The following is a 15,687-nucleotide window of genomic DNA, read 5'->3' as shown; positions in this document are numbered from 1 at the left end:
AACCTAGCTTAGCGCGCTTTTCAGACTCAGGCGATGTGCCAGACTCAACGCATTGTAGCCAAAGGTGATGCTCGGCACGCCTTGATCCAGCGCCCGGTAAAGCGCCGTTGCGGTGGGGCGAAGTGTCTCGTCAAGGTCCGGGTGTTCGGCAAGTGTCCTGTAGGCGTGGTCGGCGCTCTCGAAGTGGGCGCTTTGTCCGCTATCCTGAAAGGCGTCCAGCGCGACAGTTCCGCGGTGGAGCCACTCAGCAGGCGTGCTGGCCTCGGGAAGCGGCCACTGCCCGCGCCCCAGCGCATTACCGCGGGCGGCCTTGCTCAAGTCACTTGGGCGAAGCGCGGTCTGGGCGCAAAGCGAGAGCGCCAACGACCAGAGTGCATCGGGCGAGCCGTCCTTGAGTTCCAGCTCGACCTCGCAGATCGGGACCTGGGCCCCGTTACACGCGATTTCGCCCTCATCGAGTACCAGCTCGATGCGGCTTTCATTCCAGTCGACCTGCCAGCTGCGCCGGTCGAAATGGGTGCTCAGACTGGGCGAAAGCCTGCAAAGAACGCCGCTCAGCTCGCCCTTGAAAGGAGCCAGCCCCGCCAGTGCATCGATATCCAACCCATCTTTCACCGGCCACTCCCATTCGTTGCGCGTGGAGAGCCCGCCGCCGCCATGGCCTCGGGTTTTCACCGTCTGCAGCGTTTGCGTATCGATCTGGCGAAGCCGCAGGGCGACGCCGGCGCGGGCCAGCTCCCCGCAAGGCGTATCAAAATAGGTGTTCTGCAGATGTTTTTTCAGCGGCGCCTGGGAAAGCGCCGGGTAGTTTAAAAGCGCATCGATGGACGCAGCAGGCAGCGCTAGCTTAAGCTCTATTTCAAGGGGGGAGTGATCTTTCATGACAATAGCTACCTTGCTTTTGTGAATTTTGCGTTAAATTGTGACGACTTCATGAACTTTTCATGACGACGGTGGGCGCACTCTTTATACTAGCGCCGCCATTTTCAGGCTTTCCACACTCAGGATGAAAGGCACCATGGTTACCTCCAATCCTTTTTCCGCCATGTTTGGCCGCTCGCCATTCCAGCCGTTATTGGCCCATATCGTCAAGGCCAACGAATGCGCCGATCAGCTGCTGCCGTTTTTCGAAGCTACCCTGGTCGGCGACTGGGACAAGGCCACGACGCTTCGGGAAAACGTCACCCGGCTCGAGCACGACGCCGATACGCTGAAAACCGAGCTACGGCTCAATCTGCCCAACACGATGTTCTTGCCGGTATCGCGCTCGGATCTGCTCGATCTGATCAGTGTGCAGGACAAGATCGCCAACAAGGTGCGGGACATTACCGGCATCATGCTGGGACGTAAAATGCGCGTGCCCGATACGCTTGCCGAGCCCATGCGCGACTACATGACCACCAGTGTTGCCTGTGTGGCCCAGGCCCGCCAGGCCCTTGAGGAACTCAAGGAACTGCTGGAGTCCGGCTTCGGGCGCAACGTGTCGGACGTCATGCAGACCATGATTTGCGAGCTGCATACCCTGGAGCATCAGGCGGATGATCAGCAGGTGGCCATTCGCCGTCAGCTGTTCGAGCTTGAAAGTACGCTTCCCCCGGTGGACGTGATCTTTCTCTACAAGATCATCGAGTGGGTGGGCGAAGTATCTGACCGCGCGGAACGCGTGGGTAGTCGACTGCAGATTTTGACCGCGCGTTAAGGGGACCGCATGCAGATTATTGCCCAGTATGGCGACATCTTTATCATTCTCGCCTGTGTATTCGGCTTTTTCATGGCCTGGGGCGTCGGTGCCAACGATGTCGCCAATGCCATGGGAACCTCGGTGGGGTCCAAGGCGATCACCATCAAGCAAGCCATCATCATTGCGGTCATCTTCGAGTTTCTCGGGGCCTGGCTTGCCGGTGGCGAAGTAACGGCCACCATCCGCGGCGGCATCATCGACCCCGCGCTTTTGGAGGCCAACCCGCAGTTTCTGGTGTACGGCATGCTCTCGGCGCTGCTGGCCGCGGGTATCTGGCTGATGGTGGCCTCGGCCCGGGGCTGGCCGGTGTCCACTACCCATTCCATCGTCGGCGCCATTGTCGGGTTTGCCGCCGTCGGCCTGGGGGTCGAGGCGGTGGCCTGGGACAAGGTCGGCCAGATTGCCTCAAGCTGGGTGGTGTCGCCGCTTCTGGCCGGCACCATCGGCTATGTGCTGTTCAAGTCGGTGCACCACCTGATCTTTGAAAACACCGACCCCTTCACCGCCGCCAAGCGCTACGTGCCGGGTTACATGTTTCTGGTGGGCTTCATCGTCGCCATGGTCACGCTGACCAAGGGCCTTTCCCACGTGGGGCTCGATCTCACCTTCAGCCAGAGCCTGCTGCTGTCGATTCTGATAGGCACGCTGATCATGGGGCTGGGTATCGTGATGCAGCGGCGCATCAAGTTCGAGAAAAACGCCTCCGACCACTTCGGCTACGCCAATGTCGAGCGAGTGTTCGGCGTGCTGATGATCTTCACCGCCTGTGCCATGGCGTTTGCCCACGGCTCCAACGATGTGGCCAACGCAGTAGGGCCCCTGGCGGCGGTCATCAGCGTGGTGAGAAGCCAGGGCGTGATCGACAGTGCCGCACTCGTGCCCTGGTGGGTGCTGGTACTCGGCGGCGGCGGCATCGTGTTTGGCCTGGTGACCTACGGTCACCGGGTGATCGCAACCGTGGGTACCGGTATTACCGAGCTCACCCCGAGCCGCGGCTTTGCCGCTACCCTGGCCGCGGCGAGTACCGTGGTGCTCGCCTCGGCCACGGGGCTTCCCATCTCGACGACCCACACGCTGGTGGGCGCGGTGCTCGGGGTGGGCCTGGCCCGCGGCATGGCCGCACTCAATCTGCGCGTCATCGGCACCATCGTGATGTCCTGGCTGATCACTCTGCCCGCCGGCGCGGGCCTGGCGATCCTGTTCTTCTTCATGTTCAAGGGCATGTTCGGCTAGAGTGTGGTTGGCGCTTCACGCGTCAAACCGACCCGGTGCGGCACCGTTTGGCCTCTTGTCTTGCAAGACAGGAAGCAAAACGGTGCCGCTCTTTTTTTGGCTCTGTTAAAGTAAGCTCTTTCGCATGAACGTCGGCTTTTCATTCACCTGCTGCCGGAGAGCGGCCCTTGGATACACGCTTCCCCTTTGTTGACTGGTTTCGCAACGCCTCCCCGTACATCAATGCCCACCGGGGGCGCACCTTCGTCATCTTGATCGAGGGCGACGCCATGGCATCCAACCGAGGCGAGCAGCTGATTCAGGACCTGGCGCTGCTGCATACCCTGGGGGTTCGTCTGGTGGTAGTGTTCGGCGTGCGCCCCCAGGTGCAAAAGGCGCTGAGCGCGAGCGGCGTGGAGCCGGTGCACGTGGATGGGCGCTGGGTAGCCGACCGGGCGGTGATGGCCCACGTGGAACAGGTGGCCTCCCATCAGCGTCTGTGGCTCGAGGCGCGGCTGTCGCTTGGGCTGCCAAGCTCGCCGCTTCATGGCGCCGAGCTCAGCGTGGTGTCCGGCAACCTGGTCACTGCCAAGCCGCTGGGCGTTCGCGAAGGGGTGGATTTCGATCATAGCGGCGAGGTACGCCGGGTGCGATCAAAGGCCATCGAGGAGCTGCTCGCCCAGGGCTCGCTGGTGCTGCTGCCTCCGCTGGGCTTTTCCAGTACCGGTGAGGTGTTCGATCTGGACGCCTCGGACATCGCTCAACACGCGGCGGTCGCACTCAAGGCGGACAAGCTGATTCTGCTGGGCGACTCCGAAGGCCTGCAGGATGAGCAGGGCGCGCTCTTGCGTCAGCTGACGCCGGCGGAGGCCGACCCGCGCCTGCAAAGCGCCAAGCCGGGCTCGGAGCTTGCCCGCCACCTGGCTGCCGCCTGCACCGCGGCGCGCAAGGGAGTCGCCCGTACGCACCTGCTCTCCTGGCACAACCACGATGCGCTTTTGGGCGAACTTTTCACCCGCGATGGCGTGGGCACGATGATTACCGAACAGCACTACGAGCAGCTCAGATCGGCCACCCTCAACGACGTAGGGGGGCTTCTGGAGCTTCTGGAGCCGCTGGAGCGCCGAGGCATGCTGGTGGCTCGCTCCCGTGAGCGCCTGGAGCACGAGATCGAGGATTATCTGGTCATCGAGCGTGACGGCATGGTGATTGGCTGCGCCGCACTGCATGTCTTCGAAAATGCCCTGATTGGCGAGATGGCCTGCGTGGCGGTACATGAAAACTACCGGGGCGGCGAGCGCGGCGAGCGTCTGGTCGAGGCAATCGAGCAGCGCGCCCGCAAGCGAATGCTCGTCTCGCTGTTCGTACTCACCACCCATACCGCCCACTGGTTTGTCGAGCACGGCTTTCAGGCCTCGAGCCTCGAGGCGCTGCCGCCCCTCAAGCGTGACGCCTACAATCACGCGCGCAAATCCAAGGTGTTGATGAAGACGCTGGTGTGATGAACGCTCGGGTATGATGCGGGCAAGACGGAGCGGTCGAAAAACTGGATAATGGGGCATCGCTCAGCCTTGTAAAAAGGGCAGGGCACACTCATTGATTCGGACGCTCCCATGGAAATCAAAGTTAATTACCTCGACAACCTGCGCCTCGAGGCGAAGTTCGACGACTTCAGCGTTATCTCCGATCAGCCGATTCGCTACAAGGGCGACGGTTCCGCCCCTGGGCCCTTCGACTATTTTCTGGCCTCATCCGCCATGTGTGCGGCCTATTTCGTGAAGGTGTACTGCAACGCGCGCAATATTCCCACGGACAACATTCGCCTGTCCCAGAACAACATTGTCGACCCGGAGAACCGCTACAAGCAGATCTTCAAGATCCAGGTGGAGCTTCCCGAGGATATCTCCGAGAAAGACCGCGAGGGCATGCTGCGCTCCATCGACCGCTGTACGGTCAAGAAGGTGGTCCAGACCGGCCCGGAGTTTCAGATCGAGGTGGTCGAGAACATCGACGAGGACGCCCAGGCGCTACTGATGGGCGCGCCTGAAGGCGGCGAGACGTTCATCGAGGGCAAGGATGCGCCGCTGGAGCAGACCATCGCCCACATGAGCGGCATTCTGGCGAAGCTGGGCATGAAGATCGAGATCGCCTCCTGGCGCAACATCGTGCCCCACGTCTGGTCACTGCATATTCGTGATGCAGCGTCCCCCATGTGCTTCACCAACGGCAAGGGCGCGACCAAGGAAAGTGCGCTGTGCTCGGCGCTTGGCGAGTTCATCGAGCGTCTGTCCTGCAACTTCTTCTATAACGATCAGTTCTTCGGCGAAGAGATCGCGAACGCCGACTTCGTCCACTACCCCGATGAAAAGTGGTTCCAGCCAGGCCCGAATGGCGAACTGCCCGAGGGAATCCTCGATGATCACTGCCTGGCCGTCTACAACCCGGAAGGCGAGCTACAAGGCTCCCACCTTTATGACACCAACTCCGGACGCACTGATCGCGGCATCGTCTCCTTGCCCTTTGTGCGCCAGTCGGATGGCGAGACGGTCTATTTTCCCTCGAATCTCATCGAGAACCTGTTTCTGAGCAACGGCATGAGCGCGGGCAACACCCTGGCGGAAGCCCAGGTGCAGTGTCTTTCCGAGATTTTCGAGCGAGCGGTCAAGCGCGACATTCTGGAGCAGGAACTGGCACTGCCGGACGTGCCGCAAGAGGTGATCGCGAAGTACCCGGGCATCAAAGAAGGGATCGAGGCGCTCGAAGCCCAGGGCTTCCCGGTGCTGGTCAAGGACGCCTCGATGGGCGGCCAGTTCCCGGTGATGTGTGTGACGCTTATGAACCCGCGCACCGGCGGCGTGTTCGCTTCTTTCGGCGCCCACCCGCGTTTCGAGGTGGCGCTGGAGCGAAGCCTCACCGAACTTTTGCAGGGCCGTAGTTTCGAAGGCCTCAACGATCTGCCGCTGCCGACTTTCAACTCCCAGACCGTGGCCGAGCCCAACAACTTCGTCGAGCACTTCATCGACTCCGTGGGCGTGGTGTCCTGGCGCTTTTTCAGCGCCCAGTCGAACTTCGAGTTCGTCGAGTGGGACTTTACCGAGCACGGTACTCAAACCTCGCAGCAACAGGCGCGGACACTGCTCGATATCTTCGCCGAACTCGGCGCCGAAGTGTACATGGCCGTTCACGAGGACCTGGGCGCGCCGGTCTGTCGTATACTGGTGCCGGGCTACTCCGAGGTGTACCCGATCGAGGATTTGATCTGGGACAACACCAACAAGGCGCTGGACTACCGCGAGGATATCCTCAACCTGCACCGCCTCGATGATGAAGCGCTTACCGACCTGGTCGAGCGGCTCGAAGAGAGCCAGATGGACGATCATGCCGATATCATCACGCTGATCGGGATCGAGTTCGACGAGAACACCGCCTGGGGCCAGCTCACCATTTTAGAACTCAAGCTTTTGATCTTTCTGGCGCTGGGCCGCCTGGAAGAGGCGCTGGACTGCGTAGAAATGTTCCTGCAGTACAACGACAACACCGTCGAGCGCGGACTTTTCTACCAGGCGTTAAACGCGGTGCTGGAAATCGCGCTCGATGATGAGCTTGAAATCGACGACTACCTGCCCAACTTCCAGCGTATGTTCACGCAAGAGACCATGGCGGCGGTCGTGGGTTCGGTGGAAGGCACCGTGCGCTTTTACGGCCTCACGCCGACCAATCTGCAGCTTGACGGCCTCGAGCGCCATCAGCGTTTGATCGAGAGCTACAAGAAGCTCCACGCCGCCCGCGCGCGCGCGGCCTCTTGAACCTTTACTCACTAGACGGGAATGCCATGACACCGATGACATTGAGTTCACCCCTTATCGCCGCTGCCCTCACCCTCGTGTCCGGCGCAAGCCTGGCCCAGAGTTCCGAGCAGAGCCAGGCAGAGGTGCGCAAGCTCTACAGCGGCCAGATGATGCCCGACGAGCAGGTCGAGCTTTCGCGCCATATCGACCGTCTCTTTCCTACCCGTACGGTGAAGGCGGCGAGTACTCCTCATGCATTCGGCACGCGTGACGCTTCGCTCGAGGATTTCTCGCTTACCCATGAAGGGGTGACCTACGATATCTATGATTTCATGGCGCTCAACCGGGTGAGCGGCCTGATGGCGGTGCACGACAACGACGTGGTGTTCGAGCAGTACGCGCTCGGCAACACGGCGGATACGCCCTGGATGTCGATGTCGATCGCCAAATCGATTTCCTCTACCTTGATCGGCGCCGCACTCAAGGATGGCCATATCGAAAGCCTCGATGATGCCGTCAGTACCTACGTGCCCGAACTCGTCGGCAGTGTCTATGACGATGTGAGCGTCAAGCAGATTCTGCTCATGGCCTCCGGGGTGGCCTGGGATGAAACCTACGCGGATCCTGACTCCCAGCGCCGCCAGATGCTCGAGGTGCAGCTTTCTCAGGAGCCCGGGGCGCTATTGGAGTTCATGGGCGGGCTCGAGCGCGCAGGCGACCCCGGCGAGGTGTGGAACTACAGCACCGGCGAAACTCAGCTGCTTTCGGCGATCATCAACGGCGCGGTGGGCAAGAGCGCATCCGAGTACCTGTCCGAGAAGATCTGGGCCGGTTACGGCATGGAGACGGATGCAAAGTGGTGGCTGGACAGCGAGGATGGCCAGGAGATCGGCGGAAGCGGCCTTCTCATCACGCTGCGCGACTACGCCCGGTTTGGCCAGTTCGTACTCGAGGAGTACCACACCCCCGAGGTGCTGCCCGAAGGCTGGGTGGCGGAGTCGGCAAGGCCGCACGAGATCGGCGGTGAAGAGATCGAGTATGGCTACTCCTGGTGGCCGGAAGGCGAGGGCGCCTTCTCGGCGGTGGGAATATTCGGTCAATGGGTCTTCATCGACCCGGACAACGACATGGTGATTGCCATGACCGGCGCCCAGCCCAAGGCGGAAGCCTTCGAGATCGTCCCGGTCACCCAGTTCTTCCACGCGCTGAGCGATCATCTGGCTGGCGATAATCAGTAGCGCCTAGCCAAAGAACCAGTAGCACACGCCGATGGCCGTGGTAATGCCCACGGCGTCGGCGAACAGCGCGCAGCCCAGGCCGTGGCGAATACGTGTGATACCGATGGCCCCGAAGTAGACCGCCAGCACGTAGAAGGTGGTTTCGGTGCTGCCCTGAAGCGTGGCGGCCAGAAGGCCCGGGAAGCTGTCCACGCCGAAGGTATCCATGGTCTCGATCATCATGGCACGCGCCCCGCCGCCGGAAAGCGGCTTGATGAACGCTGTGGGCAAAGCATCCACGAATCGGGTGTCCCATCCAAACCCCTCCACCAGCCAGCGCACGCCGCTCAGGCCCGCATCCAGCACCCCGCTTGCCCGCAGCACGCCCACTGCCACCAGCATGGCGATGAGATAAGGCAAGAGTGTCAGAGTAAAGCTCACGCCTTCCTTGGCGCCTTCGATAAAGGCATCGTAGACCTTCACACCGCGAAGCGCCCCGACCGCCAGAAACAGCATGACGATGCTGAACAGGGTCAGGTTGCCGACCAGCGTCGACGCACCGGCCAGTGCCTGGGCCGAGAGCCCGGCGAGTGTGGTGATCAAAAGCCCAAGGCCCAAGGCGGCGACGGCGAAATAGCCCAGCACCACCGGGTGCCAGAGTCGAATGCGTTGCACCAGCGCCACGGCAAGAAGCCCGGCCAGGCTTGACGCGCTGGTGGCCAACAGGATGGGAAGAAACACCAGCGTGGGGTCGGCAGCGCCTTGCTGGGCCCGGTACATGAAAATGGTGACTGGCAGCAGGGTCAGCGACGAGGTGTTGAGCACCAGAAACAGGATTTGCGCATTGCTGGCGACCTCTTTACTAGGGTTCAAGGTTTGCAGCGAATGCATGGCCTTGATGCCGATGGGCGTGGCCGCGTTATCGAGCCCCAGAATATTGGCGGCGAAGTTCATGCTGATCAGCCCCATGGCCGGGTGGCCTCGGGGCACTTCCGGCATCAAACGGCAAAACAGCGGGTCGAGCACCCGGCCCAGCAGACGGATCATGCCCGCCCTTTCGGCGATGGACAGAAACCCCAGCCACAGCGTCATGGCACCCAGCAGTACCAGGATGATATCCACGCTCACCTTGGCCATATCGAAAAGCGACTGCACCAGGCGCGCAAAGACCTCGCTGTCTCCCCCGACCAGCCACTGCCAGAGCGCGCCGACGAAGGCGGCGATGAAAAAACTTAACCATATTCCATTGAGCATGCGGGCGGTGGTCCTGGGGTAACGGGGATGGGTGCCATAACGAGAGGCCAATCCTAACCAATTTATCGCCCGGCCACAGTAGCGAAGTCTTGAGGGTTAATGCGATGCTGATCAAGCAATCGCTTACCTGAAGGGGGAGTCATGTTTATCAAGGAACAGCAGTTGGAAGGCCAGCACGTCGTACTCGAGGCGCTGAATGCGGGCCATATCGAAGGATTGGCCCGCGCGGTAAACGACGGCGAGGCCTGGAAGATCTGGTACGCAAGCGTCCCCCACCCAGACGATATGGCCGCCTACGTGGAGCGGGCGATGGAGGCTGCGGCCGCGGGGAATCTTGCCTACGCCGTACGCCGCAAGACCGATAACACCATTGTCGGCACCACGCGGTTCTATCAGGTGGACGCCGCCAACCGCCGGGCGATGCTCGGCTACACCTGGTACGCCCAAAGCGTGCGCCGCACGGCGGTGAATACCGAATGCAAGTTCATGATGCTGGCCAATCTGTTCGATGCATCGAATGCCTTGGCTGCGGAGTTTCGCACTCACTTTTTCAACCACCCCTCCCGGGCGGCCATCGAACGCCTGGGCGCCAAGCAGGACGGCGTCCTGAGAAGCCACCAGGTCATGCCTGACGGCTCGCTGCGCGATACCGTGGTCTACTCGATCATCCAGCCCGAATGGCCGGCAGTGCGGATGAACCTGCAAAGCCGACTGGACCACTTTGCAGGGGCATAAAGGAGGGAAACGTTGGAGTGTAGGTAGCGTGGTGCCATATTCAAAATGGCTGCTTCGATAGCCGCTTGAAGGATCAAGCGGCTATCGGCTCAAAGGGCCGGCTACTCTGGAAGCGCCGCCACCGGGCTGAGAACCAGCACCGCCAGCGGTGGGAGCGTAAGTTCAAGACTCGCGCTCTGGCCGTGCAGCGGTGCGTCACTGGCGGTGATGCTTCCCAGATTCCCCAGGTTGGAGCCGCCGTAACATTCGGCGTCGCTGTTGAGCCGCTCCTGCCACTGGCCTGCCCGGGGCACGCCCAATCGGTACCCGTGACGGGGAATGGGCGTCATGTTCGCCACGACCAGCACGGGTTCGCCCTGGGCGCCGCTGCGCAGCCAGGCAAAGACGCTGTTGGTCTCGTCGTCGCTGACCACCCAGGTGAATCCTCGCGGGTCGCCGTCGTACTCGTGCAGGGCGGGCAGCTCTGTGTAGAGATGATTCAGATCACGCACCAGCTGAAGCAGACCGCTGTGGCGCGGTTCGCTTAAAAGCGTCCAGTCAAGTTCCCGGTCGTGGCTCCACTCGCGCCACTGGCCGAATTCGCAGCCCATGAACAGAAGCTTCTTGCCGGGCTGGGTCCACATCACGCCGAGATAGGCGCGCAGGTTGGCGAACTGGCGCCAGACGTCGCCGGGCATCTTGCCGATCAGCGACCCCTTGCCATGAACGACCTCGTCGTGAGAAATCGGCAGTACGTAGTGCTCGGAGAAGGCGTAGACCATGGGAAAGGTCATGCCGTGGTGTGTGTAAGGGCGATAGATCGGGTCCTTGGCGATGTAGTCAAGTGTGTCGTGCATCCAGCCCATGTTCCACTTGTAGGCAAACCCCAGGCCACCCTCGGAGGCGGGCTTTGTCACGCCGGGCCAGGCGGTGGATTCCTCGGCGATCACCAAGGCGCCGGGCGCCTCCTCGGCCACCACGTCGTTCAAGTGACGCAGAAAATCGATGGTTTCCAGGTTTTCGTGGCCGCCGAAGCGGTTGGGTATCCACTCGCCCTCGTTGCGGGAGTAGTTGCGATACAGCATCGAGGCCACGGCATCGACCCGCAGTGCGTCGACGTGAAAGTGTCTCAACCAGTGAAGCGCCGAGGCCAGCATGAAACCGTGCACTTCTCGCCGGCCCAGGTTGTAGATATAGGTATCCCAGTCCTGATGAAAGCCTTCGAAAGGGTGCTCGTATTCGTAAAGGGCGGTGCCGTCGAAGCGCGCCAGGCCATGGGGGTCGGTGGGGAAGTGCGCCGGTACCCAGTCAAGAATCACTCCAAGTCCGGCGCGGTGGCACTCGTCCACGAAGTAGGCGAAGTCAGCCGGGGTGCCGAAACGGGCGCTCGGGGCGAACTGACTCAGTGGCTGATACCCCCAGGAGCCACCAAAGGGGTGCTCCATGATGGGCAGGAATTCCACGTGGGTGAAGCCAAGCTCGAGCACATAAGGAATCAAGTGCTCGGCCAGTTCCCGCCAGTTGTAGAGCTCGCCATCGTCACCGCCGTGTCTGCGCCAGGAGGCCGCATGCACCTCGTAGATGCTGAGAGGGCGCGCGGCCGCCTGGGCTTTGCCCCGGTTTTCGAGCCATTCAGCGTCGTGCCAGGTAAACGGTGTGGTATCGGCGACCACGGAGGCTGTGGACGGGGGCGGCTGGGTGGCCAGCGCCGCCGGGTCCGCGCGCAGGCCAAGCCCGCCGTGGGCCTCCAGAATTTCGTACTTGTACACCGCGCCGGGCCCCAGGCGGGGCAGAAACAGCTCCCAGACGCCGGCGGGGTGGCGCAGACGCATCACGTGGCGCCGTCCGTCCCAGCTGTTGAAATCCCCCACCACGGAGACTCGCCGGGCGTTGGGGGCCCAGACCGCAAAGCGCACGCCTTCCACGCCCTCTACCGTCATGGGCTGGGCGCCCAGGCAATGCCCCAGCTGACGGTGGTTGCCTTCCCCCAGCAGGTAAAGGTCCATCTCCCCCAGCAACAGGTCGAAGCTGTAAGGGTCTTCGGTGATCTGCTCGCCCTGGGGCCAGCGAATACGCAGCCGGTAGGGTGCGCCGTGGGAGAGTCGCGCGGCGAACAGCCCCGGAATCTGGATGCCTTTCAAGCTGGAGCGAACGGATTCGCTATCACGCTCGATAACGTCCACCCCGATGGCGCCGGGCAGAAAGACGCGAAGGTAGTCGCCTTCGTCGTCGGTGTGCAGGCCAAACAAGGCGAACGGGTCGCCGTGGGTGCCCTCGATCAAGGCGGCGGCTTCGTCGTCGCTTAACCACAGGGCACGATCAAGGGCGGGGCTTTTAACCTCATTCATGGAATGCTCCTTGGCTCAACTGATCGATAAGGGCTGCCAGCCCGCGCAGCGGTACGTTAAGCCACGTCGGACGGTTGGCGGCTTCGTAGGCAATCTCGTAGGCGGTCTTTTCAAGCACGAACAGATCCACCGCCGCTGCCGCACCGTTGGCCTTCTCCCACTCGTGGGGAATGTCCAGTGCAGCCTGCCAATAGGCGTTGAGAAACGCCTGACGTCCTCTGAGCAGATAGCGGTCCACCACCTCGCCGGCGGTGGCAGAGTCGACGGCCTCGAAGCTGCCGGGCTGGGCCTGTTCCACCTTGGCATAGGCATAGTCGAAAGAGCGCAGCATGCCGGCCACGTCGCGAAGCGGGCTGTCCTTGGCGCGGCGTTCCTCCAGTGGCCGACTCGGCTCGCCTTCAAAGTCGATGATGTAGGCGTCGTCGTGGGCAACGAGTACCTGGCCCAGGTGCAGATCGCCGTGGATCCGGGTGATCAGGCTGCCCTTGGCAAGCTCGGCCATATGCGCGATGGCATTGGAGAGCGCTTCGCGCTGCCCCAGAACCGTTTCGATGAGCGCGCGATCCTCGTCGATGGCGGCGTCCTGATGGCGCTCAAGTATGGTCAGCGCTTCGTCGACGCGAAGACCCACGCGCTCTTTCCAGTGCGCGACATGTTCTGGCCCGGCCACCTCGGGGGCAAAGGCCGGGTTGTCGGTGGGAGCTGCCAGTACCTTGTGCAGCTCGCCCAGACGCTGGCCCAGGGTGGAGGTGAACTCTTCAAGCTCCTCGAAGGCACCAAAGCGAGGGGCCTCGTGGGAGGATCCGTGATCGTGCGCCAGCGCTTCGCGAATCGCACGCTCCAGCGTGGTGCGAGTCCAGGACCAGGCGTCGCCCTGGTTGTCGATGAAGCTTTGCAGGATCATCAGCGTCTGAGGTTCATTCTGGGCGTCGTATCGAGTCACTTCGCCCAGCAGGGCAGCGGTGTGCGTAAACCCTCGTTCGGTCAGGTAGCGCGTGATCTCGGCTTCCGGGTGAATGCCGGTCTCCACGCGACGAAAGAGCTTCAAGACCCATTGGTGGTTGATCACCACGGAGCTGTTGGACTGCTCGGCGCCCTGGTGAACCACTTCAAGCTGTTCAGGCCACGGCTGCTCGTTCAAGGCGTTGGTCGGGGTGAAGCGAACCTCCCCCGCCGGGCCGGGCAGCACCCGTTTTTCACGCATGGCTGCCAGTACCCCCAGGGAGAAGGCATCCAGGGTCAAGGCATCGGTCAACAGCCCCACTTCGTGGAAACGGCGTACCCGGGCAAGCGCCAGCTGCTGGGCCAGCGGGCTTGCCTGTTCGTCCTCGCCCAGAAAGGCGAGCGGCAACTGATAACGTTCGCTGCCCGCTGCGTGGTTGACGGTCAGCTCGTTGAACAACAGCGTATGGCCGTCGTGCTCGAACTGGGCCTGGGCGCTCAACGTCATGCTGTCGATACGTGTCTGCTTGGCGGCAAACCAGCGCCGCTTGCTCACATAGTGAGGCAGCGTTTCGCGTTCCAGCAGCGCGCGGGGGGTCTCCAGGAATATCTCTTCCAGACGATTCTTGACGATCAGCGTCACAAACTCCGGCATCGGCTCGGGAGGCGCGGTGTGCCATTCGGGCATGGCGGTAGCCGGGGCCAGCAAGAACCAGAAAAATCCGTAGGGCGGCAGAGTGAGCAGATAAGCAAGCTGACCCACCGGTGGAAAGGCGCTACCACCTACCATCTCTACCGGTACCTTACCGGCGAAGGCGGAAAGGTCGAGCTCCACCGCCTGGGCGGAACTTGCCACGTTGGCCACGCACAAGAGCGTCTCTGTCTCGCCGTTGTCCAGGGTCATCTCGCGCAGGTAGGCGAGAATATGCCGGTTGGAGGGGTAGAGTGGGCGCATGGCGCCGCGGCTGAAGGCCCGATGCTGCCCCCTGACCTTGAGAAGCCGGCGCATGGTGTTTAAAAGCGAGTGAGCATCGCGAGTCTGCGCTTCCACGTTGACGCTCTGATAGCCGTAGAGCGGGTCCATGATGGGCGGCAGCACCAGGCTTGCCGGGTCGGCGCGGGAGAAGCCGCCGTTACGATCCAGCGACCACTGCATGGGAGTGCGCACCCCATCCCGGTCGCCAAGGTAGATGTTGTCCCCCATGCCGATTTCATCGCCGTAGTAGAGCACCGGCGTGCCCGGCATCGACAGCAGCAGGCTGTTGAGCAGCTCGACGCGGCGACGGTCGCGTTCGAGAAGCGGGGCCAGGCGGCGGCGAATGCCCAGGTTGATGCGTGCCCGGCGGTCAGAGGCGTAATGGTTCCACAGGTAGTCGCGCTCTTTATCGGTCACCATTTCGAGCGTCAATTCGTCGTGGTTGCGTAGAAAGATCGCCCACTGGCAGGCCGGGGGAATATCCGGCGTCTGGCGCAGGATATCGGTAATCGGAAAGCGGTCTTCCTGGGCCAGCGCCATGTACATCCGCGGCATCAAGGGGAAGTGAAACGCCATGTGGCATTCGTCGCCGTCGCCGAAGTAGGGCCGCGTATCCTCGGGCCACTGGTTGGCCTCGGCGAGCAGCATCCGGTCCGGGTAGCGTTCGTCGATCACCGCACGGATCTTCTTGAGCACCACGTGGGTTTCCGGCAGGTTCTCGTTGTTGGTGCCTTCGCGCTCGACAAGGTAAGGAATGGCGTCCAGGCGCAGCCCATCGACCCCCATGTCCAGCCAGTACTCCATGACCTTGAGGATCTCGTCGAGTACCACGGGGTTGTCGAAGTTGAGATCCGGCTGGTGGGAGTAGAAGCGGTGCCAGAAGTAGGCGCCGGCCACCGGGTCCCAGGTCCAGTTGGAGGACTCGGTGTCCAGGAAGATGATGCGTGTGCCTTGGTAGGCCTGGTCGGTGTCCGACCAGACGTAGAAATCCCGCTCTGGCGAGCCGGCTGGCGCCTGGCGCGCGCGCTGAAACCACTCGTGCTGGTCGGAGGTGTGGTTGATGACCAGCTCGGTGATGACGCGCAGTCCGCGCTGATGCGCCTCCTGAATGAAGCGCTTGGCATCGTCGAGGGTGCCGTAGTCGGGGCTGACGCCGGTGTATTCGGCGATATCGTAGCCGTCGTCGCGCCGGGGTGAAGGATAGAACGGCAGTATCCAGATCGTGTTCACACCCAGGCTCACAATGTAGTCGAGCTTTTCGATCAGGCCCTTGAAATCGCCGATGCCGTCGTCGTTGGCGTCGAAAAAGGACTTGACGTGTACCTGGTAGATCACCGCGTCCTTGTACCAGAGGGGATCGTCGAGAAAGTCGAGGGTCTCGACGGCGTGTTGTTCGCTGCTGGCATCCATCATGGGTGTGCTCTCCCTGCTTTTCGATATGAACGAATCAATTCAGAACGGCGAGCCGAAAAGCGCGGCCTACCGTTTTGTATAT

At 62.0% G+C, this 15,687-nt stretch carries 10 protein-coding genes; 6 read left to right on the top strand and 4 right to left on the bottom strand.

Translation table 11 applies throughout. The features are described 5' to 3' along the window. Positions 1–3 precede the first annotated feature (3 nt). Positions 4–882, bottom strand: a complete 879-nt coding sequence (locus ACWF8S_RS13320) for a CYTH domain-containing protein (protein ID WP_447553833.1) — start codon at positions 880–882, stop codon at positions 4–6. 136 nt (positions 883–1,018) lie between these two features. Between ACWF8S_RS13320 and ACWF8S_RS13315 the strand changes: the two genes are divergently transcribed. The 5 genes from ACWF8S_RS13315 (at position 1,019) to ACWF8S_RS13295 (ending at position 7,979) form a co-directional block, all read left to right on the top strand. After that, a complete protein-coding gene (locus tag ACWF8S_RS13315; RefSeq protein ID WP_447553832.1) occupies positions 1,019–1,699 on the top strand; it encodes a TIGR00153 family protein in 681 nt (226 codons plus the stop codon). A gap of 9 nt (positions 1,700–1,708) precedes the next feature. Further along, the gene (locus ACWF8S_RS13310) at positions 1,709–2,974 is read left to right on the top strand and encodes an inorganic phosphate transporter (protein WP_447553831.1); all 1,266 of its coding nucleotides are present in this window, start codon (positions 1,709–1,711) and stop codon (positions 2,972–2,974) included. Positions 2,975–3,141: 167 nt separating this feature from the next. Next, positions 3,142–4,455 carry an amino-acid N-acetyltransferase gene (gene argA, locus ACWF8S_RS13305; RefSeq protein ID WP_447553830.1) on the top strand — a complete coding sequence of 438 codons (1,314 nt, stop codon included), beginning with the start codon at positions 3,142–3,144 and terminating at the stop codon, positions 4,453–4,455. 111 nt (positions 4,456–4,566) lie between these two features. Continuing rightward, a complete protein-coding gene (locus ACWF8S_RS13300) occupies positions 4,567–6,759 on the top strand; it encodes an OsmC domain/YcaO domain-containing protein (protein ID WP_447553829.1) in 2,193 nt (730 codons plus the stop codon). Between the two features lie 26 nt (positions 6,760–6,785). Further along, on the top strand, positions 6,786–7,979 hold the full coding sequence (locus ACWF8S_RS13295) for a serine hydrolase domain-containing protein (RefSeq protein WP_447553827.1): 1,194 nt from the start codon (positions 6,786–6,788) through the stop codon (positions 7,977–7,979). Between the two features lie 3 nt (positions 7,980–7,982). On the opposite strand, the gene ACWF8S_RS13290 is transcribed toward ACWF8S_RS13295, so the two are convergent. Next, positions 7,983–9,212, bottom strand: a complete 1,230-nt coding sequence (locus ACWF8S_RS13290; protein ID WP_447553826.1) for a nucleoside recognition domain-containing protein — start codon at positions 9,210–9,212, stop codon at positions 7,983–7,985. Between the two features lie 141 nt (positions 9,213–9,353). Here ACWF8S_RS13290 and ACWF8S_RS13285 point away from each other — a divergent pair, with 141 nt between their 5' ends. After that, the gene (locus ACWF8S_RS13285) at positions 9,354–9,947 is read left to right on the top strand and encodes a GNAT family N-acetyltransferase (RefSeq protein WP_447553824.1); all 594 of its coding nucleotides are present in this window, start codon (positions 9,354–9,356) and stop codon (positions 9,945–9,947) included. A gap of 101 nt (positions 9,948–10,048) precedes the next feature. Here ACWF8S_RS13285 and glgB read toward each other — a convergent pair whose 3' ends face one another. Then, positions 10,049–12,274, bottom strand: a complete 2,226-nt coding sequence (glgB, locus tag ACWF8S_RS13280) for a 1,4-alpha-glucan branching protein GlgB (protein WP_447553823.1) — start codon at positions 12,272–12,274, stop codon at positions 10,049–10,051. After that, positions 12,267–15,605 (bottom strand): maltose alpha-D-glucosyltransferase, encoded by a 3,339-nt coding sequence (gene treS / locus ACWF8S_RS13275; RefSeq protein ID WP_447553822.1) that lies wholly within the window; start codon positions 15,603–15,605, stop codon positions 12,267–12,269. The genes glgB and treS overlap by 8 nt, the downstream gene beginning before the upstream one ends. Between the last annotated feature and the right edge of the window lie 82 nt (positions 15,606–15,687).

The organism is Vreelandella xerophytica (genome assembly GCF_968048975.1).
This window is presented reverse-complemented; position numbering and strand designations above follow the sequence as displayed.

Coding starts and splice junctions, on each gene's coding strand:
- ACWF8S_RS13290 (WP_447553826.1), bottom strand. CDS start 9,212: ATGCTCAATGGAATATGGTTAAGTTTTTTCATCGCCGCCTTCGTCGGC.
- ACWF8S_RS13320 (WP_447553833.1), bottom strand. CDS start 882: ATGAAAGATCACTCCCCCCTTGAAATAGAGCTTAAGCTAGCGCTGCCT.
- ACWF8S_RS13315 (WP_447553832.1), top strand. CDS start 1,019: ATGGTTACCTCCAATCCTTTTTCCGCCATGTTTGGCCGCTCGCCATTC.
- ACWF8S_RS13310 (WP_447553831.1), top strand. CDS start 1,709: ATGCAGATTATTGCCCAGTATGGCGACATCTTTATCATTCTCGCCTGT.
- treS (WP_447553822.1), bottom strand. CDS start 15,605: ATGATGGATGCCAGCAGCGAACAACACGCCGTCGAGACCCTCGACTTT.
- glgB (WP_447553823.1), bottom strand. CDS start 12,274: ATGAATGAGGTTAAAAGCCCCGCCCTTGATCGTGCCCTGTGGTTAAGC.
- ACWF8S_RS13295 (WP_447553827.1), top strand. CDS start 6,786: ATGACACCGATGACATTGAGTTCACCCCTTATCGCCGCTGCCCTCACC.
- ACWF8S_RS13285 (WP_447553824.1), top strand. CDS start 9,354: ATGTTTATCAAGGAACAGCAGTTGGAAGGCCAGCACGTCGTACTCGAG.
- ACWF8S_RS13300 (WP_447553829.1), top strand. CDS start 4,567: ATGGAAATCAAAGTTAATTACCTCGACAACCTGCGCCTCGAGGCGAAG.